18 protein-coding genes are annotated in these 19,812 nt (G+C 55.1%); 6 read left to right on the top strand and 12 right to left on the bottom strand.

Features of this window, described 5'->3' with window-relative positions:
• Positions 1-13: 13 nt before the first annotated feature.
• The 4 genes from ABJ205_RS00215 to ABJ205_RS00230 all read right to left on the bottom strand — a co-directional run bounded on the left by ABJ205_RS00215 (position 14) and on the right by ABJ205_RS00230 (position 4,565).
• Complete coding sequence (locus ABJ205_RS00215; RefSeq protein ID WP_348160413.1) at positions 14-1,075, bottom strand: ABC transporter permease; 1,062 nt, start codon at positions 1,073-1,075, stop codon at positions 14-16.
• A gap of 49 nt (positions 1,076-1,124) precedes the next feature.
• Complete coding sequence (locus ABJ205_RS00220) at positions 1,125-2,552, bottom strand: CmpA/NrtA family ABC transporter substrate-binding protein (RefSeq protein ID WP_348160415.1); 1,428 nt, start codon at positions 2,550-2,552, stop codon at positions 1,125-1,127.
• Positions 2,553-2,778: 226 nt separating this feature from the next.
• Positions 2,779-3,987, bottom strand: a complete 1,209-nt coding sequence (locus ABJ205_RS00225; RefSeq protein ID WP_348160417.1) for a CmpA/NrtA family ABC transporter substrate-binding protein — start codon at positions 3,985-3,987, stop codon at positions 2,779-2,781.
• Positions 3,984-4,565 (bottom strand): ANTAR domain-containing protein, encoded by a 582-nt coding sequence (locus ABJ205_RS00230; RefSeq protein WP_348160463.1) that lies wholly within the window; start codon positions 4,563-4,565, stop codon positions 3,984-3,986. The genes ABJ205_RS00225 and ABJ205_RS00230 overlap by 4 nt, the downstream gene beginning before the upstream one ends.
• 106 nt (positions 4,566-4,671) lie before the next feature.
• Between ABJ205_RS00230 and ABJ205_RS00235 the strand changes: the two genes are divergently transcribed.
• Positions 4,672-5,217, top strand: coding sequence for a hypothetical protein (locus ABJ205_RS00235; RefSeq protein WP_348160419.1), 546 nt, complete (start codon positions 4,672-4,674; stop codon positions 5,215-5,217).
• 212 nt (positions 5,218-5,429) lie between these two features.
• On the opposite strand, the gene ABJ205_RS00240 is transcribed toward ABJ205_RS00235, so the two are convergent.
• On the bottom strand, positions 5,430-6,197 hold the full coding sequence (locus ABJ205_RS00240) for a glutathione S-transferase family protein (RefSeq protein ID WP_348160421.1): 768 nt from the start codon (positions 6,195-6,197) through the stop codon (positions 5,430-5,432).
• Positions 6,198-6,526: 329 nt separating this feature from the next.
• Between ABJ205_RS00240 and ABJ205_RS00245 the strand changes: the two genes are divergently transcribed.
• Complete coding sequence (locus tag ABJ205_RS00245) at positions 6,527-7,585, top strand: haloalkane dehalogenase (RefSeq protein ID WP_348160422.1); 1,059 nt, start codon at positions 6,527-6,529, stop codon at positions 7,583-7,585.
• Positions 7,586-7,613: 28 nt separating this feature from the next.
• Here ABJ205_RS00245 and ABJ205_RS00250 read toward each other — a convergent pair whose 3' ends face one another.
• On the bottom strand, positions 7,614-7,937 hold the full coding sequence (locus tag ABJ205_RS00250; RefSeq protein WP_348160423.1) for a hypothetical protein: 324 nt from the start codon (positions 7,935-7,937) through the stop codon (positions 7,614-7,616).
• A gap of 25 nt (positions 7,938-7,962) precedes the next feature.
• Between ABJ205_RS00250 and ABJ205_RS00255 the strand changes: the two genes are divergently transcribed.
• The gene (locus tag ABJ205_RS00255; protein ID WP_348160425.1) at positions 7,963-10,113 is read left to right on the top strand and encodes a TonB-dependent receptor; all 2,151 of its coding nucleotides are present in this window, start codon (positions 7,963-7,965) and stop codon (positions 10,111-10,113) included.
• 88 nt (positions 10,114-10,201) lie between these two features.
• Here the strand turns inward: ABJ205_RS00255 and ABJ205_RS00260 are convergent, their stop codons facing one another.
• Positions 10,202-11,377 (bottom strand): saccharopine dehydrogenase NADP-binding domain-containing protein, encoded by a 1,176-nt coding sequence (locus tag ABJ205_RS00260; protein WP_348509971.1) that lies wholly within the window; start codon positions 11,375-11,377, stop codon positions 10,202-10,204.
• Positions 11,378-11,563: 186 nt separating this feature from the next.
• Here ABJ205_RS00260 and ABJ205_RS00265 point away from each other — a divergent pair, with 186 nt between their 5' ends.
• On the top strand, positions 11,564-12,001 hold the full coding sequence (locus ABJ205_RS00265; RefSeq protein ID WP_348160429.1) for a globin domain-containing protein: 438 nt from the start codon (positions 11,564-11,566) through the stop codon (positions 11,999-12,001).
• Between the two features lie 86 nt (positions 12,002-12,087).
• On the opposite strand, the gene ABJ205_RS00270 is transcribed toward ABJ205_RS00265, so the two are convergent.
• Together ABJ205_RS00270 and dcd are read right to left on the bottom strand one after the other, a co-directional pair.
• On the bottom strand, positions 12,088-12,876 hold the full coding sequence (locus ABJ205_RS00270; protein WP_348160431.1) for a hypothetical protein: 789 nt from the start codon (positions 12,874-12,876) through the stop codon (positions 12,088-12,090).
• A gap of 2 nt (positions 12,877-12,878) precedes the next feature.
• Positions 12,879-13,433 (bottom strand): dCTP deaminase, encoded by a 555-nt coding sequence (gene dcd / locus ABJ205_RS00275; RefSeq protein ID WP_348160433.1) that lies wholly within the window; start codon positions 13,431-13,433, stop codon positions 12,879-12,881.
• Between the two features lie 163 nt (positions 13,434-13,596).
• Here dcd and ABJ205_RS00280 point away from each other — a divergent pair, with 163 nt between their 5' ends.
• Positions 13,597-14,223 (top strand): methyltransferase domain-containing protein, encoded by a 627-nt coding sequence (locus ABJ205_RS00280; RefSeq protein ID WP_348160435.1) that lies wholly within the window; start codon positions 13,597-13,599, stop codon positions 14,221-14,223.
• Between the two features lie 3 nt (positions 14,224-14,226).
• Here ABJ205_RS00280 and ABJ205_RS00285 read toward each other — a convergent pair whose 3' ends face one another.
• Both ABJ205_RS00285 and putA read right to left on the bottom strand, forming a co-directional pair.
• Entirely contained in the window at positions 14,227-14,766 is a 540-nt protein-coding gene (locus tag ABJ205_RS00285; protein ID WP_348160437.1) for a hypothetical protein, read from the bottom strand.
• Positions 14,767-14,835: 69 nt separating this feature from the next.
• Positions 14,836-18,021: a bifunctional proline dehydrogenase/L-glutamate gamma-semialdehyde dehydrogenase PutA gene (gene putA / locus ABJ205_RS00290; RefSeq protein ID WP_348160439.1), complete on the bottom strand. Its 3,186-nt coding sequence runs from the start codon at positions 18,019-18,021 to the stop codon at positions 14,836-14,838.
• Between the two features lie 94 nt (positions 18,022-18,115).
• Here putA and ABJ205_RS00295 point away from each other — a divergent pair, with 94 nt between their 5' ends.
• A complete protein-coding gene (locus tag ABJ205_RS00295; protein ID WP_348160440.1) occupies positions 18,116-18,538 on the top strand; it encodes a YciI family protein in 423 nt (140 codons plus the stop codon).
• A gap of 2 nt (positions 18,539-18,540) precedes the next feature.
• Here ABJ205_RS00295 and ABJ205_RS00300 read toward each other — a convergent pair whose 3' ends face one another.
• The gene (locus ABJ205_RS00300; RefSeq protein ID WP_348160442.1) at positions 18,541-19,812 is read right to left on the bottom strand and encodes a Xaa-Pro peptidase family protein; all 1,272 of its coding nucleotides are present in this window, start codon (positions 19,810-19,812) and stop codon (positions 18,541-18,543) included.

The following is a 19,812-nucleotide window of genomic DNA, read 5'->3' on the forward strand; positions in this document are numbered from 1 at the left end:
CAGCCCTTCCCGATTAAACCGTGCGGTTCTTTGAAACGAGGGTTTGCAGCGCCATCATGCACCGGTCGAGGAGGAAGCCGATGAGGCCGATAACCACCACCGCAAACATGATGCGAGCAAGCGATTGAGAGCTGCCGTTTTGGAATTCGTCCCAGACAAATTTGCCAAGACCCGGGTTCTGCGCGAGCATTTCGGCCGCGATAAGAACCATCCAACCCACACCCAATGACAGGCGCATACCGGTAAAGATGTAAGGCAGCGATGCAGGAAGAACGAGCTTCGTCAGCTTGTCGAACCAACCAAGGCGAAGCACTTTGCCCACATTCAGCAAGTCTTTGTCGATGGAGCTCGTTCCAACGGCTGTGTTGATCAGCGTTGGCCAAAGCGAACACAGCATCACAACGAGAGCGGAGATCACAAAAGCTTTTGGAAGCAGCGGATCGGCGCTGGTGATCATGGCGGAGATGACCATGGTCACAATCGGAAGCCATGCAAGCGGACTAACCGGTTTCATGATCTGGATCAGCGGGTTGATCGCCGCATTAAAGCGCGTTGAAAGGCCAGCCATGAGGCCAATCGGCACCGCGAAGACCGTCGCTAGAATAAAGCCCAAGGCCACTGTTTGAAGCGAGGTGAAAATCTGGTCGAGAAAGGTTGGCGGACCGGCATATGAGAAATCGCGAACCGCGCTCGGATTGCCTGCTGCAATAGCGGCCTGGTTGTTGGCATCTTGCTGCGCGTAGAAAGCACCTTCGGCGTCTTTCGCAGCAGAGTATTCGCCGTAGAGCGAGACGCCTGCCTCCGCGACCGCTACAGGACCGGGCAAAGTGCCAAGCGAAGTGTCGACCTGCGGGGCAAGGACGGCCCACATGGCAAGAAATGCAAGGATCCCTAGAGCTGGCCACAGCATCGCAGTGCCGATGGCCTTGAGTTTGAGCATATTGGGATTTGGCTCAGAAGAGGCCCCCTCCTCCACAGAAGATGTCGTTTCAGATGCCTTGTCAACGGTGGGACTGCTGCCATTTGCCGCCGCTTTTTCGGCTGGCTCGTTGGGTTCTACAAAGGCTGTGGCCATGATGGCGCTCCTGTGAAGGAAAGGGGGAGGATTGTTCGGAAGTGGCGGCTTAAGAGCCGCTCACCCCTGATGCTGTCACCGTGTCGCCAGCTTTGAGGCCGATCGGGAACTTGGCGAGATACTCGTTAGGCTTCGAGCCATCGTAAGTGATGCCGTCGATGAAGCCTTCTTGCTCGCCCCGGAAACCGTCTGTTTCTGGCACGCTTTCCGCCGCGATCACGCCATCTTCAACAAGCTTGTTGGCAGCGGCGAGATAAAGGTCAGGGCGATACACGGCCTTCGATGTTTCGAAGTACCAGCTATCATCTTTGTCTTCGGCGATTTGGCCCCAGCGACGCATTTGCGAGAGATACCAAATGGCGTCTGAGTAATACGGATAGCCTGCATACTTATCGAAGAAGATGTTGAAGCCTTCTGCCTCGCGGGTATCGCCCGGCTCAAAGGTGAACACGCCCGTCATAGACGCTGCAATCACTTCGGCATCGGCACCCACATAGTTTGGCTGTGCGAGAATTTCGACGGCCTCGGCGCGGTTCGCCCCGCCATCAGCGTCAAGCCATTGCTGAGCCTTGATGATTGCACGAAGCATAGCGGCCGTGGTTGCCGGATACTTCTCAGCGAAATCTTCGCGAAGGCCGAAGACTTTCTCTGGGTTCTCGTTCCAGATTTGGTCATCGGTGATGACTGGCACGCCGATCTTTTTGAAGACCGCCGCTTGGTTCCATGGCTCACCAACGCAGTACCCTTCGATGGTGCCCGCCTCGAGGGTCGCTGGCATTTGCGGAGGGGGGGTGACGGAGAGTTTGACGTCGGCGTCAATCACGCCTTGAACATCGCCATCGGAGTAATAACCAGGCTTCAGACCGCCAGCGGCAAGCCAGTAGCGAAGCTCATAGTTGTGGGTCGAAACTGGGAACACCATGCCCATGTTGAACGGCTTGCCTTGCTCTTCAAACGCGGCAACCACCGGCTTCAGGTGCTCGGCGCTGATCGGGTGGATCGGCTTGCCGTCTGGGCCTTTTGGAAGGTCGGCTTTGATCATGTCCCACACCTTGTTCGACAAGGTGATCGCGTTGCCGTTAAGGTCGAGGCTGAGCGGAGCAATGAGGTCGGCTTTGGTGCCGTAACCGATGGTCGCTGCAAGCGGCTGTCCTGCGAGCATGTGTGCCCCGTCAAGCTGTCCGCCGATCACACCATCAAGCAGCACTTTCCAGTTGGCCTGAGGCTCAAGCGTTACGTTGAGGCCTTCTTCTGCGAAGTAGCCTTTCTCTTTCGCGATCGCGAGCGGCGCCATATCGGTCAGCTTGATGAAGCCGAACTTCAGATTGGGTTTTTCAATCTCACCATCAAGCGAGGCCGCGACAACGGTTTCACCCGAAGCTTCCGGTGTGCCTCCACAAGCTGCGAGTGCGAAACTCGCCAAAACAGCGGCGACAGCACCGCGACGATCAAAGGAGAAGCCTAGCTTTTTCTTCATAACCCATTCTCTTGTTCTGGCCCCTCAAAAGGCCCTGGAAGTAGAACGCAAAAAAGCCGCCACGAAGCTCTCCCAAGTGGAAGGGCAAACGGGCGGCGTCATTGCCACGAATTTTGTTATTCACGACGGAGGGAGAGGTAAGTTTCCTGCGTTGGAACTTGTCCGCGTGTTCGAATCGAATAGTCTCGGTTCGAGGTTTATGCAAATCTATTTTTGCAGCGCAGCATTACTTTTGCGAATTGATGTAGCCTTCAAGCAAGTCTGGATCGAAACTCTCGCCATCGAAAAAAGTGTTGTTTTCAAGAAGGATAGTTCCGCCTTGGACCGACGCTTCAAGCGCCTCAGAAACGCTTCCCTCAACTTTTGAATTGGCTGTGGGTAAGGGGTTGTCGGTATCCTTCAAGGCGCTGCGATAGACGTCAGGTCGGAACACGCGGGAAGCAGCTTTCGCGTGATCGGCGTCATATTCCATCCCGTCCCAGCGCACCAATTGGCTATAGAGCCATTCGGCCTGGCTTACCCATGGGAAGTTGGCTGCTTCGTGGTATTGGAACATGAAATCTGGATATTCGCGGGACGCCTTGCCTTGGCGCAAGACTAACCTGTCGGAGATCGCTCGGCGCACTAATTGGTGAGACGCATCGCAATATTCAGGCCGTGAAAGGATCGCAGCATTGGTGTCCCAGTTCTCTGGATCAACAAAATGCTCACCCGCCCGGCGCATGGCCCGGATAAGGCCCTCGACGCTGGGCTGAATTTCCTCCAGCCGTTCTTCACGCAGCGCCAGAACTTTCTCCACTCCGCGTCGCCATATTTGAGCGGTGGCGAGCACGATTTGCCCCACGCCTTTTTCCACCGCGATGGAGTTCCAAGGTTCGCCCACACAAGAACTATCGATCTCGCCTGCATCCATTGCATCCGCGCTAAACGGCGGAGCGACAGTGACGATCTCGACGTCCTCATCGGGCTTGATCCCGCAACTGGCGAGCCAATAGCGCAGCATGTAATTGTGGGTCGAATAACGGTGCACCACGCCAAATCGCAAAGGCTTGCCAGCTGCTCGGCGCTCTTGTGCGACGCGTTTAAGTCGTTCTCCCAGGCTTTTGGGACCTTCCAACTCGCCGCTTGTCTCCAGTGCGTCGGCAAGAGCATTGGAAATGGTGACAGCATTGCCATTGAGGCCAAGCACAAAGGGCGCAGCAAGTGGCTGCGCAGGCCGTCCGCGTCCCAAACTCGCCGCGATCGCAAGCGGTGCTAACATATGCGCTGCATCGCTGTGTCCATACAGCAAGCGGTCCATTACCGTGGCCCAGGACACATCGCGCAGGAAAGTAAGCTCAAGCCCCTCTTCCTCCGCAAAGCCATGCTCATGCGCAAGAATGGGAAGGCAGGCATCAACGAGGGGGAGAAAACCTATTCGCAAGCGATTGGTCATGAAACATCTCCTATCAAATCATGTGCTGTGACAACAGCATCGGCGATCTCGACAATCCGACGATTGGACGACATCGCTTTCTGTCTGAGTTCGGCATATGCCTGCGGCTCTGAAACGCCCTTAGTGTTCATCAAAATCCGCTTTGCCTTGTCGATAGTTTCGCGTTCGGCAAGCTTGCCTTGCGCCTCAGCGAGCTCCGCTTCAAGCCGTGCATAGGCCTCAAAGCGCTGGATTGTCGTCTGCAATAGCGGCTGGATCCTTTTGGCCGATAGACCGTCAACCACATAGGCCGAGACGCCGGCATCAATCGAGGCAGCGATGGAATCTTCGTCGCTGTTGTCGACAAACATCGCAATAGGGTGATCAAGCGCGCGGCTAACGGTGAAATACTCTTCGAGCACGTCGCGCGAGGGGTTGCCCAAGTCCAGAAAAACAATGTCAGGCGCAATCTCAGCGATGCGATCCACGAGCCGTTCGCGAGTAGTCAGCGTAAATATCTCGCAATTCTCCAACGAGCCTAGGCCCTCTTCAATAATGGAGGCGCGTGGCGCGCTTTCATCGACAATTGCGATTCGCATATGCAGCATGTTGCACTGCACAAACATAGTTGAGCAAGCTCAAATTGCTGTTGTTGGCGAATTAGATAGGCGAAGGCATTTCTGGTGACGTTCTGGCGAACACCAATTGACCAGAATTGGGTTGGAATCTGTCGCAATTGGGGGCGATGCACAGGCCAATGCAGCCACCGCTCAAACCACAGCCGATGCCGCCCACGCGGATGCACAGCGCGCTTTGATGGCACTTGCAGGTGCCGATCCCAATATGGAGGAGCTTCAAGAGCAAACCGATATGGCTTTCGAGACCGCTGTGGAAGCGCAGGCCGATGCCGATACCGCGCGCGAGGAAGCGCTGGCGGCTCAAACAACTGCGAATGGTGCGATGGCCGTGGCCGTGGCTGAGGCCAATGAGGCCGAGCTTGAGTTTTTCGCGCTCAATTCGGCCAGCGGCATTGGTGCCAGCGCCACGGGCGAAAATGCGGTCGCGCTCGGTATTGAAAGCACCGCTTCAGGCTTTCAATCGACTTGCTTCAGAGGCGCGGGGCGGCAACACGCAAGTCAGCGGTTTGGCGGGTCTATCAGACATAACGGTGACATTTGCAGGTGGATTGGAATGCCGAATTGTCGCGCAAGCACAACTTTCCGGCGATATCAACGTAACTGTGACTCTTGAAAGCTAGGGGCGAAGTTCCGCATCTTAGATAATGGCTAAGCTGCGCGCACAATCTGCGCGAAATGTCCGCTCTAACCATGACCTATTGCCAAATCAGGCAGTCAGCTGACGAGGCGTAAGCGGAATGACTGGTTCTAGCTGATAAAATCCGGAATAGGGCCGATCAGCTTACGCTCCATGATCGGTCATCTCTCACGCATGAAAATGCCAACCTATCTAAGTCCGCTTTGTAGCGAGTTTACTAACATCTTGTCGGATACCAGAGTGGGGTTTGGGGGTAGGTACTCAGAAACTCGTTGCAACCAAGCCTTGATTGCCGGGTGCGCAGCAGCACTAAGCTGCTCTTCAAGACCAAACATATAACTCCATACCAATTGCGGGAAGACCGCTAGGTCGAGCATGGTAGGCTTGGCGAAACCTCCCAGAAAGGGCCCTTCCCCGATATGCGCGACCAGTTCCATCGCAATCCGCATCTGCATGTCAGATATGCTCTCGGTAAGGTCCATTTGTTCAGCCATCGCTCGAATGAAAGGAGCTTTGCGAAGCGCATTGGGCCACTGATGACGCACCTCTTCGGGAAGCGGTGTATGCGCGCTTAAAAGCGCTGCAAGCCTCCAACCGCGATATCGAAATTGAAGGGTGTCCGGGCCGTCAATCGGATACCGGAAAATGCTCAAAAGGAAGCTATCGCTTATCCATGCATCGATCTCGTTGATCTTTGCACGATGCTGTGGAGGGCAAAGGGGGGCTTCAGGGAACAGTTCATCCAACCAATGTGCATGCGCAGACGATTCTAGCCGCCATTCTCCATCGACTTCCAAGACCGGAACCTGTGTCCGCCCGGTAAAACCGATGGTCTCGTTAGGCTTTGTCGGATCGACTGGGATATGTGTGAACTCAATTCCCTTATAGTGAAGAAAGCAACCGGTTTTGCGCACGAAAGGGCTGGTCGCATAGCCGTAGAGTTTGACAGCTTTCATCGCAATAATCTCACTTTCATTGGATCCTTGGAACGCTTACTCTTTCGAACTCAGGTTGAACAGGCAAAGCCCAATCAATGCGGTGGCTAAGGCACAAATTGCACACGGATAAATTCACGCAACTCAGGCCCGGTTTGGTGGGGCGCTGCGACCACAAGCAGGTCCATTTGCATGCCGATGAAATGTCCCCAACTGATGTGTTGGATGCCGAAATCGCGGGGCAATAAAATACGAAGACAAAGGGACGGAAATTCCGTATCAATCGCCAAATGGCCATTTGAGTTGGCGTTAGAAATACACTTCCAAGAACGAGTAAAGAGCGCGAAATTATGATGAAAATAATCAAAGGCCTGCTGATTGGTGTCGGCGTTCTTGCTGTGCTTGGAGTGGTCGCGGTTGTCTCAATGCAATCCTCGCAAGAATGGACAACCGGCGAAGTTGTTCGCACCCCAGACAGCCAATTTGAAAACCTGCCCGACTACGATTTTGAACCAAACTATGTCGAAGTGGCGGACTATAGGATTCACTATGTCGACGAGGGCCCAAAGGACGGTCAAACCGTGTTATTGATGCATGGCCAGCCGTCGTGGAGCTATCTCTATCGCCATATGATCCCTTTGCTGGCTGACGCCGGATATAGGGTCATTGCACCTGACAATGTTGGGTTTGGTAAATCTGATAAGCCAGTGAATTGGTCAGATCATTCCTATCAAATGCATGTCGATGTCATGGCCGGTTTCGTCGATGCGATTGAGCTCGAAGACGCCACCCTATTTGCCCAAGATTGGGGCGGTCTAATTGGGCTTCGTGTGGTTGAGCAACGCCCTGACCGCTTTGCTCGGATAATGCTGTCGAACACAACTTTGCCAGCGGCGGACGGAGTGCAAGGTTGGCTTGGATACCCACTGTTCCGGGCGTCTGTATGGAACGAAGGCGATGTTCAGGAATTGGACTTTGGCGGCGAGGATTTCTCTTTTGCGACTTGGGTTGCCTATGCAAAGACCAGTGACACATTCGACTTCTCCTTGCTCTTCCAAAATGGGACCACGCGCGAATTGTCTGATGCTGAACTTGCCGGCTATGCTGCGCCATACCCAACCGAAGAGACCATGGCCGGAGTAAGGATGTTCCCATCATTGGTGGCCAGCCAACTCAGGCAAAACCAGGCGATCTTTGACCAGTTCTACGCCAATTGGGATAAACCTCTCATCACGGCATTCGGGGCCGATGACAACTTGATGGCGGGCCGGGACAAGCAATGGCAAGACGATGTTCCGGGGGCCAAAGGTCAGGCGCATACTCTGGTCGAAGGCGGTGCCCATTTTATTCAAGAGGACCAACCGGAAGAACTCGTCAGAATTCTGGACCAGTTTATTCGCGCGAATTAGCGAGAAGGCCTTGGGCATTAAGCGGCTATCAGTTGTCCAGAACCTTGGAGCTTAACGCATATCTGCGCCGCAAGCTTGAAAAGGCAGACTGGCGTAGGACCACTTGATTGTCAGCTTTGGCACCCAAGTAGCAGACACCGGCCTGGTCGAAGCCGCTGCCCAACCCTTTGCTGATTGAGCGCCTTATCGCTTTGGCCCAAGGATCGGCCAAAGCGATAAGGCGCTCGGTTCCGCGTGTCCTTTTTGCCGCACCTTTCCAATCATTCCTCAAACCCATCGTGTTCACAGTGTTTTGCTCTGGACGCGCGGGAGGAATGCCGTCATTGGTGCGCTCAATGATATAGTGTAACATAACATTGAAGGCCGACGTTATTCCTATGAAAACCATCCCCTCCTATCTCGCAGTTGCAACTGCCCTTTCTTTCGCCGCGACTGCGGCACCTGCGCTGGCAGATCCAAACGCTGAAAGCGAAGCGGCGACAAATCGCGCTTCAACGCCGGCCATTGTCAACATCGCCAGCAATATTGTCGTCTCCGCCGAAGGCCTTGAAGAGCTCGACTTTATCGCTGGTCAAGATTCCCTTGAAGAAGAGGACATTCAGGAGAATCTTGATGGTCAAATTGGCGAAGTTCTCGACAAGCTTCCCGGTGTATCCGCCACCAGCTTTTCACCCGGTGCTTCGCGTCCGATCCTGCGCGGTCAGGACGGTGAGCGTGTGCGGGTTTTGATTGACGGACTTGGGACCGCTGATGCGGCGAACACATCGGCGGACCACGCAACAACTATTGATCCATTGACCGTTAAACGTGTCGAAGTTTTGCGCGGTCCGGCAGCCCTGCTTTACGGCAGTCAGGCGCTTGGCGGCGTGGTCAATGTGCTCGATCGCCGCATTCCTACTGAAAGTCCCGAAGGTGGTTTCCAGTTTGACGCTCTGACCGCATTCGACACCGTTAGCAATCTTCGCAGCGGCGGTGCATCGCTTGACGTGGGACTTGGCGATATGTTCGTTGTTCACGTGGATGGTTCTTACCGCGAAACTGATGATCTGGAGATTCCGGGTTTCCAGTTGACCGATGACTTGCGCGCTGACCTTCTCGCCGATGCGGCCGAGGAAGAAGAAGAAGGCGAATTGGAAGAAGCCGAAGAGCTGCGCGAAGCGGCGGCTCAAGAGGGTTTCCTCCCTAACAGTGCAACGGAAACCTACACCTTCAATGGCGGTATTGGCGTTATCCTTGGCGACACGACGTTTGGCGCTTCTGCTGGATACTATGACACGTTCTACGGGATCGTTGGCAATCCAGAAGGTGGCCATCATGGTGAAGAAGGCGAAGAAGGTGAAGAGGAAGAGGGCGAGGAAGAAGAAACAGTCTCCATCGGGCTTGAACAATGGCGCTTTGATTTCCGCGGTGATATCGCGCTTGGCGGCGGGTTTGCAGACCGGTTGAAGGTTAGAGCAGGCTATTCTGATTACACTCACACCGAATTCGAGGGGACCGAAGTCGGAACGGTCTTTGAAACCGAAACCTTTGAAGCGCGCGCCGAGCTTATCCAATCGAGCGGCGGTGTGATTGGCGTCCAAGTCACGTCGCGCGATTTTGAAGCGGTGGGCGAAGAGGCGTTTGTTGCGCCTAATGAAACCACTCAACTGGCACTGTTCACTGTGCAGGAAATCGACCTTGGCGCAGCTCAATTGGAATTGGCGGGTCGTTACGAACGCGTTGATGTTGAATCGGACAGCGTCGGTGTAGACCGCGATTTTGACCTCTTTTCTGGCGCGGTTTCGATCGTCTCTGAACTTCAAAATGATTTGGGACGAATTGGCGTCACCCTTTCGCGTTCAGAACGTGCGCCTGCTGGTGAAGAACTGTTTGCCAACGGCCCTCACATTGCGACGCAAACATTCGAAATCGGCGATCCGGACTTGGATGTTGAGAGCGCTTGGGGTCTTGAAGCATTCACTCGGTTGGACTTCAACGGCACAACGCTAAACCTCTCAGCATTCTATCAGAAATTTGACGACTACATCTTCCTGAACCCTACGGGAGAGGAAGAGGACGATCTGCCCGTGTTCGAATTTCTGCAATCGAATGCCAAATTCTACGGGTTCGAAGCCGATGCGAACATCCCTCTGGTTGAAAACGATGCCTTCAATCTGACGGCGGACCTTCGGGCATCTTACGTCAAGGCCAACCTTTCTGGTGAGCTTGACGGCGATTTGCCGCGTATCCCGCCGCTAAGTCTTCTTGGCGCGCTTGAAGCGGATGTGGATGCGTTCACTCTTCGCGGCGAAGTGCAATATACCGATGGCAAGGCTGGCACCCCAGGCCTTGAGACGGCGACTGACAATTTCACATTCGTCAATCTCTTCCTGTCTTGGCGTCCGCTTGCGGACAATGAGAACGTTGTGTTGCAATTGGCAGGAGAAAACCTGTTTGCTTCAACCGGTCGTCGCCATTCAAGTTTCACGAAGGATTTCGTGACCCTTCCCGGCCGCAACATTCGTGCGAGTGCACGGGTTAGATTCTAATTCCGCGAGTATGATTGTGAAGCTCTAAAGAAAAAGGGCTCGCCGATTGGATCGGCGGGCCCTTTTTGCTTTGCCTCAAATACCAAGATCAATTCTCGGCGGCGAATTGTATCTCCGCATGATCTTGCAACCGGTCGACCAAGGCCTCGCCCAAGAACGCGCCGGGTGTGCCAACGCCGCCTTCCGCATCACTGTGAAGCAGGGCAATGCCGGTCTCGGTAATCATTCGGCTGGTTGAGCCATAACCCGGATCATACTTGCCTTTGACACCGAAATGCAGGTTTTCACCGTCTGGACCATCAGCCACAAACAGCACATCGTAAAAGCCATTCTCACGCTCTTCCTTGCTTGGCCCTTCGCCGGGCTTGGGCGGCTTTGCACCGAATGGGTTCTTCATCATCTCAACGGCCGCGTCGGCCATCTTCTTGCCCGCTTCGCCGGGGCTGGTGAGCATCATCTCATCATATTGGAAGTCTTTGCCGTAAGGGTGGCCGAGAAGGAAGTTGGTGCGGTGCACGTTCTTCGTGTTGATCGGCGCCATCACAAATGGTGCGGCCCATTTGTCGAGGTCTGCTTCATACATGGGTACCATGCCGGTGGGCTGTCCGGGACCATCGAAACCTTCTGCTAAAGCAAAGGGATTGCGCAGCACATTGATGATGCCGGGGTTCTTAGCCGCCGCCTTCATCGTCGCTGTAAGGCTTGCCGCAGTTCCGCCTGAGAAGGTGCCAGCCATCGCCCGCACACGTCCGCGAATTTTGCGGGATGGTTGGCCAAAACGCTCTTTTGCTGCCTTTTGGGTCATCATCACTCCCAGATCAAAGGGAATGGAATCGAACCCGCTTGAGAAACAAATGCGTGCGCCGGAAACTTTAGCAGCCTCGCCGTGCTCGGCGATTTTCTCCGCCATCCACGCAGGCTCTCCGCATAGGTCGGCATAATCCGTCCCTGTCTTGACGCAGGCCGCGACCAGATTGTCGCCGTACATCTGGTATGGACCCACAGTGGTGAGCACCACTTTGGTACGCGCGCACATCGCCTCAAGATCTGCGGGATCATCGGCATTGGTGACCACCAAAGGCGTATCGGCAGGAGCGCCCACTTCGTCGCGCACCGCTTCGAGTTTTTCTTGCGAGCGGCCCGCCATCGCCCATGTCGGAGCGTCATCGCGCGGGCCATAGTGGTTGTTCAAATATTCTACGACCAAACGGCCTGTGTAGCCCGTGGCGCCATACACAATGATATCGAATTCAGTCTCAGCCATGGCAATTTTCTCCTGTGATCTCGATCCATGGGGCGAGGGGCGACGAGAGTCAAAATGGGAATTGCGCGTTCGTAGCTCTTTGAACGAGCATCTTGCAGTTGCTCGGCATCACATCCTGCCGTAGTGGGCGCCAAGACAAGATTTGACCGGATTGGATAGATCTTCATTCCCCTAGGAGAAGAGTTAGTGCGCACAGTATCTGCGGAAAAAATGGCTATCGTGAAGTCGACGGCTCCGGCTTTGCAAAAGTATGGCGAAGACATCACAACTGCGATGTATGCGCGCTTGTTCAAAGATGAAGAAATCAAAGCGATGTTTGATGCGGCCGCGCAAAAGAGCGGCGAGCAACCGCGCAAACTAGCGGCGGCTATTCTCGCTTACGCTAAGAATATCGACAAACTCGGCAACCTTGGTCCGGCCGTAGAGGCGATGGTCGCTCGCCATGTCCAAACCGGTGTTCAGGCGAAACATTATCCCTTTGTCGCAGAGGCATTGCTGCCTGCAATTCGCGATGTTTTGGGAGCGGATGTTGCCACAGACGAAGTATTGGATGCTTGGGGCGATGCTTATTGGATGCTTGCTGACATTTTGATCGCAGCTGAAGACAAAGTACGCGCTGGCTAGAGGCCGAGCGGAGTTCCAACCGCTTGCAAATCAGATTTTACCTGATCAAAGCCGCAGCAGCGGCATGTTGTTCCAAAACGACATGCTTAACCTAGCGGGTATCGAGGTAACACGCCTGTCTGACTGGACAGTGCCAGCAGCTGTCCATCTTCGCTAAAGTGCTGAGCCTGACCGTGGATTACGCCCCGGCCAATGGCTCCCATTTGCGTGACGGATAAAACCCATCCTGCTGGCGCCGATTGTACGAAGCGGAAGGTTGCATCGAGGCTCGATCCGCCGCGTGCGCTTTTCGGGTGTGCGCCAAGGAAAAAGTCCGAAATCACTGCTAGCCAACCGCTGTCATTGTCAAAGCTTGAAGCATTGCGCACCCATATCGCGTTAAAGCCGGTTTCCGGTTCCTGCCGCGCAAGCCGCATCTCGCATTGATCAATCAAAGATCCAGGCGCGCTCCACCTTTCCTCTTCGATTGGATCGCAATCATCAGGCCCAGGAAGGTCGGGAGGACGGATGAAGACCTCCTTCTCGCTTGGCTCGCGCGCGCCAAGGGCTGCGCTTGCCCGGTGGGTGGGGCGTCCATTGACATGGGCATTCGCCATCCATTGTCCCACCGATTGCCCTCCGCCGCATTGCTCACACTCGATATGCAGTTCTTCTGCGTGCTGGGTTGGGCTAAGGAATTGGGCATTGGCCCAAAGAACAGGCTGTCCGCTTTCCACTTCCATCGCATCAATTATCGCGGCCAATGCGACCCCGCCCATAATATGAGGAGCGCCTTCGGGGCCTACAGTGGCAGGCGGCATGACTGGGAGAGTGTAGGCACCCTGTCGCCCGCTTTCAGATGGAACGACGCGCCAGAATGGAAAACCTGCGGGCACCTTTAGAGCCTAGGCAGCGTGACGCCGCGCTGACCCATGTATTTTCCTGCCCTATCGGCATAGGTAACCTCGGGCCGTTCATTGCCCTGCAAAAACAGGAACTGGCACGCGCCTTCATTGGCGTAGATCTTTGCAGGCAGAGGCGTAGTGTTCGAAAATTCAAGCGTCACGTGACCCTCCCAACCGGGCTCCAACGGGGTCACATTCACGATAATACCGCAGCGCGCGTAAGTGCTTTTGCCAAGGCAGATCACCAGCACGTCTTCGGGAATACGGAAATATTCAACCGTGCGGGCGAGCGCGAAGGAATTGGGAGGGATAATGCAAACATCTGTTTCCCGGTCGACGAGGCTTTCCGCATCGAAATTCTTGGGATCGACCGTGGCCGAGTTCACATTGGTGAATATCTTGAACTCGGGCGCGACCCGCGCGTCATAACCAAAAGAGGAAAGGCCGTATGAGATCACGCCCTCGCGGCGCTGCGCCTCAACGAAAGGTTCAATCATGCCGCGGTTTTGTGCCGCTTCGCGAATCCATTTGTCTGATAAAATTGCCATGGCCGCGATTGATTCCGGAAGGCAGCGGGCACGGCAAGGTAAGCTGCACACTTATCCCGATGAGTCTGCTCAACGGTCACTTGCCGCGCTCTGTCGATTGGCCCTTCACAGCCGACCTCGAAGGCTTCATTAAAGACATGCGTTAAGGGGGAATAGGAAGTCCATGACAGGCAATATCAGTGCCAAGAAAGTGAAACGCGGCGGTGTGAAACTAAGCACGCGGCTTTTGGGGCCGTTTGGCGTCTTCCTTCAAGGTGCGATCAAAGAGCCGGGAATGGTCGGCGCGGTCTTTCCTTCTTCCAAATCGACAATCGACAATATGATGAAGCGGGTGGATTGGAAGAATTGCAAGTTGGTGGTAGAGTATGGGCCAGGGGTCGGCACTTTCACCCATCGCTTGCTGGCTCATTTGCCGGAAGATGCACAGCTTCTGGCAATTGATACCAGCGCCCACTTTGTTGAGCATTTAGGTAAGACGATCTCTGATCCGCGCTTCAAGCCGGTTTTCGGTTCAGCCACCGATGTTGAGCGGATTGTGAAAGAAGCAGGGTTTGAGGCTGCAGACATTGTGATTTCCGGCCTTCCGATATCCAGCCTTCCTTTAGAAGTTGCCGAAGATATGGTGGATGCGACTTACCGCGTACTGAAACCTGGCGGCGCATTTCTGACCTATCAATACCGCCTAAAAGCACGCCGACTGACCGAACAAGCGTTTGATCGGGTGGATAAGAAATATGTCCTGATGAACGTGCCACCCAACCACCTTACCTGGGGTTGGAAAGCGGCCTAACGCCTATTTGATACGCACAGCGCCCAATTCAGGATTGAGCCCCGTGATGTGGTTGAGCCATTTCTTTGGCCGCCTCAGCATATTGCGCGGATATTCGACCTTCAAACCCAGTATCTTTGCCATCTCGCCTACAAAGTGGATGCAGTTGCGTTGCCCCAGACTGTAACGCTCACCCGGCTCATTTTTCCATTTTCGCACTTCTTCTACGATCCGCAGATATTGTTCATCAGTGAGCGTCATCGAGAAATGGCGATTGGTTTTGCCGATGTATTTCTCCTTCTCGACATACACCATATGCTCGGTCCAACCGCTCAAAATCGCGGCGGTCGAACTCTTGGCGGAAAAACCGTAATTCTCTTTTACGGTGCGGCCATCAGCCTCCAGCGTACCATCAAGCACGATGAAGGTATGCGGATATCGCCCAAAAACAGAGCCATTGAAGGAATGGAAATGAATTTCCACTGCCGCCATGGCCACGCCGCTTGAAAACAGTGCGAAGAGGGCCAGAAGCGGGGCTAAGATACGAGTGAATGCGCGCGTCATGACCCGCCCTCTATCGCGTCAATTCTGAACCCTTGCAAGGCGGCATTAAAGGCGCGCATAAATACTGGCCTAAAGACTAGCCAGCAGACTTGCATTGCCTCCCGCGGCAGTTGTGTCGGTGCAGATCACCCGTTCGGTTGCAAAGCGCGCGAGATAATGCGGTCCACCTGCCTTTGGGCCAGTGCCTGAAAGACCCTCACCGCCAAACGGCTGACTTTCGACAATCGCGCCGATTTGATTGCGGTTGATATACATATTGCCCACTCGGGCATGCGCAGTCACAAAACGGTGGGTCGCTTCGATGCGGCTATGAAGGCCAAGGGTGAGGCCATATCCGGTGGCGTTGATGTCCTCGATCACGCGCGCCAGATCTTGTGCATGATAGCGGACGACATGAAGGACGGGTCCGAAATGCTCCCTGGAAAGATCGCTGATTGAGCCGATCTCAACAAGTGTTGGCGCGACGAAACATCCCTTGCTGGCAAACTCACCGAGCTCGCGCCGCCAAAGGGGCCTGCGTTCGCCAATAAGCTTGGCAACATGCGCCTCAAGGTGTCTTTTGGCATCGTCATCAATGACCGGACCGACATCGCTGGAAAGGCACCCTGGGTCGCCAATTTCTAGCGCGTCAAAACCGCCCTTGATCATTTCAATCATACCATCGGCAATGTCTTCCTGAAGATAGAGCACGCGCAAGGCGGAGCAACGTTGTCCAGCGCTTTGGAAAGAGGAAGCCAGCACATCACGAACGACCTGTTCGGGAAGCGCGGATGAATCGACAATCATCGCGTTTTGACCGCCGGTCTCCGCGATCAAGGTGGCAATCGGCCCATCACGATCTGCCAGCGCGCGGTTGATGGCCTTAGCCGTTGCCGTCGAACCAGTGAATGCAACTCCTGCAAGATGCGGATTGCGAGTAATCATTTGCCCGACGTCGCCGCCGCCAGGGAGCAGCTGCAGAGCCTCTTTTGGGATTCCAGCCTCGTGGCACAGCCTAACCGCAAGCGCTGCGATTAACGGTGTTTGCGGTGCTGGCTTGGCGATGACGCAGTTACCCGCGGCCAGCGCTGCCGAGGCCATGCCGGTGAAGATCGCGAGTGGAAAATTCCAAGGGGAAATCGTCGCAAAGACGCCGCGCCCGTGCAGGCTCAGAGTGTTGTCTTCACCGGTTGGTCCGGGAAGCTGAACCGGGTCTTCAAACTGCCGCCGGGCTTCGCAAGCGTAATAACGCAGGAAATCGACTGCTTCGCGAAGTTCTGCGACACCGTCCAGCAGCGTCTTGCCTGCCTCGCGTGTGCACAAGGACAAGAATTCGGGCGTGTGCGCCTCGAACAGATCGGCTGCCTCTTCCAATAAGAGCGCACGTTTGTCACCGCCAAGCGCATCCCATCCCGGTTGAACTTGGGCGGCCCGTAGGAAAGCTGCATCCACCTCTGATTCGACCGCTTCACGGACATTGCCGACTGTGATGGAGCGGTCATGCGGCATGGTAATGGGCGATATCACGCCCACTTCATCGTCCACGAAGGTCGGTTCCGCACGCCATTGCAATTGCTCGAGCTCTTTGAGCTTTGCCTCCAAAGGTTCGAGCACAAGAGGATCGGACAAATCGACGCCTGCACTGTTCAATCGCGCGCCCAGAATATCCTCTGGCAAGACGATCGCGGGATTGCGCAATGTTGAGCGGCGCTCAATCTCAGCCATGGGATCGCGCACAAGGTCTTTTGCTGCAAATTCCGCATCGCCCATGCGATTGACGAAACTGGTGTTCGCACCGTTTTCAAGCAGACGGCGCACAAGATAGGCCAGCAGTTCTTTGTGCCCGCCAACGGGTGCATAAATGCGCACCGGCGTAGGGGTGTTGTCTTCAAGCTTGGCCAGAGCCTGATACAGCTCCTCTCCCATGCCGTGGAGCCTCTGAAACTCGAACGGGCGGTATCTTGGCTGCCGTTCCGCGTCGTTGCTTAAGTCCGGAATGCGAGCCAGCTCCTTCACCACCGCCACAGAGTTGGCATTGTGGGTGGCAAAAGCGGGATAAATTACGTCCTCATGTTCGAACAATCGTGCGGCGCAGGCGAGGTACGACACGTCGGTTGCAACCTTGCGGGTGAAAACCGGATAGTCACTAAACCCGCCCACTTGGCTCAGCTTAATCTCAGCATCCCAATAGGCGCCTTTGACAAGCCGTACAAAGAGTTTGCGGCCATGCCGGCGCGCGCATTTCGCGACCCAATCACACAAGGGCACACCGCGTTTTTGATAGGCTTGGATCGCAAGGCCAAAGCCTTCCCACGAAGAGCCATCAGAGCGCCGGAACAGCGCATCGTCTGCCATCAACTCTTCGATAATATCGAGGCTAAGTTCAAGGCGTTCGGCCTCTTCTGCATCGATGGTGAAGTGGATATTCGCACGCTGCGCTTTGATCGCTAAATCGCGGACTATAGGGACGATGTCGGTGCGGGCCTGATCGGCGTGGAGATAGCTGTATTTGGGATGGAGCGCAGAGAGTTTGACCGAAATACCGGGCGATGTGCCAACACTGCCCGAAGCCTCGCTTGAAAGCCGTTCAATTGCGCGTTCGTAAGACGTACGGTATTTTTCCGCATCGGCAAAAGTCATTGCCGCCTCGCCCAGCATGTCGAAACTGTGGGTGAGGCCTTTTGCGCGCTCAGGAGCCGCGCGTTTCAACGCCTCATCCATATCACGGCCAAAGACGAATTGGCCGCCCAAAATACGCATCGCTTGCAAGGTGGCGGTACGAATGACCGGTTCACCCAGCCGGTTCATCGTGCGTTTTAACGTGGAGCCCATCCCGCGCTGTTGTGCTTCGGGCTGCTCCAACACTTCACCGGTCATCATCAATGAGAATGTCGCAGCGTTTACAAATGTGGAAGAGCTTTCACCCAGATGTTCGCTCCAATCAATGTCGCCGATCTTATCGCGGATCAGGGCATCGGCGGTCGCATTGTCCGGTACGCGAAGGAGCGCTTCGGCAAGGCACATGAGCGCAATGCCTTCTTCGGTGTCAAGGCCATATTGTTGAAGGAATGCGTCAATACCGCTGGCCTTGTGGGCGCGGGCGCCTTCGATCAATTGCTCCGACAGATTAGCGGCCCCACTTGTCACTTTTCGGGCCGGGGCGGCTTGCTTCAAACGTTCGCGAATGCACGCCTCTTCTTCTTCGCGGTAAGCCCGGCGCAGATCGCTCCGGTCAAGCGGTTGGAATGACGATGTTGGCAGGTCGTTTGTGGTCATAATCTTAGCAAATCCTATCCCCTTTAATTCGCGCTTTTTCGCCCCTGAATTCGCCTGTGCCCGCGTCGGCTTCGACAATCAAGCGAAGTCGATTATGACCTTGGTGAGCGTGGTTGATAACCTGCCTTATAGAAAGTTGGCCGCTGCGCACGTACCTCTTGTCGCAAGCACCTTGTATGATATTGGCGTGAGTGTCCCGGCGCGCACCTTTGGAGAAACCCGTATGGCCCTGTTCTGCTTTTATTGCCGCGATGGCGAAGACTCAGAGACGCTGCGCGAGATGCACCTCAAGGAACAGCGTAAGCATATGGCGGAGCATTCCGAAAATTACCTCGCCGCCGGGCCTCTCACCAACAAGCAGGGCGAATTTGTTGGATCGCTTTTAATCATTGAAGCCGAAGACGAAGCGTCGGCGCGTGAAATGGTCAATGATGATCCTTATGTCACCGGCGGCGTGTGGCAGTCGATCCGGGTAGACAAGTTTGAACCAGTGAAAGGCCGCTGGAAAGACCGATAGGGTTATAGGTTCATCGGATTGTCGATCGACCGGGCCCGCAGAGTGAACAACCTTGGTCCATCCTCAGTCATGTACATGCAGTCTTCATTGCGCACACCAAATTTGCCGGGAAGGTAAATGCCCGGCTCGTTTGAAAAGCACATTCCAACGGCAATCGGTGTTTCATTGCCGCGCACCACAAATTGATCTTCGTGGATATCCATCCCGATGCCGTGGCCAGTGCGGTGGGAAAGGCCGGGGGTTTTGTAGTCGGGGCCAAAACCTTCGCTCTCGTAATACCTGCGAACAGCATCATCGATTGCTCCGAATGAGCCGCCGATTTGGGCCATTTCCATGACGATATCTTGGCCTTTGCGCACCGTGTTCCAGACGCGCGTCTGCTCCGCATTTGCACCGCCGTGGACCCAAGTGCGTGAGATGTCCGATTTATAGCCGTGCACATCGCAGCCGCAATCCATCAGGATCACTTCGCCTTCTGCCACTTCATAGACCTGTTTCGAGCCGTGGGGATAGGCGCTTGCCTCGCCTACTTGAGCCGACGAAAAGGTCGGACGCGCGCCAAGAGAGCGGGTAACTTCGCTCATGATTGCGCCGATCTGGCCGCCGACCATGCCGGGTTGGACTTGGGCGTAAACTTCGCGATAGGCGGCCATGGTGATGTCATTGGCAGCCTGCATCAAAGCGATTTCTTGTGGTGATTTGATTTGACGAAGCGCGGAGACGACTGGGTCGGCAGAGACGATTTTGCGCGAAGGCGCGTCTTTGCGAAGGCCGTCAGTCACAAAATGGCGCGTTGTGCGCTCTACGCCAAGGGAACCGTTACCCGGCTGCACTGCGAACACTTCAGCGATGAGCGCGGTGGGGCTTTCATGTTCGTCCCAGGTGCGTACCTCCATGGGCATAACCATAAGCTCTGCCAATTTGCTTGCTTCAAAAGCAGGGGTGACAACTACCGGATCGCTGTTTGCCGGGATCACCAGAGCGGTCAGCCTGCTGCCTCGTCCCCAGCCAAGGCCAGAGAAATACATCATTGAACTGCCCGCCTCCACGACAATGCCTGCCATCCCTTGGGCTTGCATCATGCTTTGCGCGGTCCGGATGCGGGTGGTCCGCTCTTCATTGGTGATCGCAGGAGGTATGGTAATGGCGCCGGAGGTAGAATGATCTTTCGCCGCACTGAGAGTGCCAGCCATTCCAAACGGCACAGCGCCCGCGGCCATTCCTAGAACACCTGCGCGCGCTCCATATTGCAAAACGTCACGCCGAGTTGTCAT

Origin of the sequence: Erythrobacter sp., assembly GCF_039988855.1 — a bacterium.
GTDB lineage: Bacteria > Pseudomonadota > Alphaproteobacteria > Sphingomonadales > Sphingomonadaceae > Erythrobacter.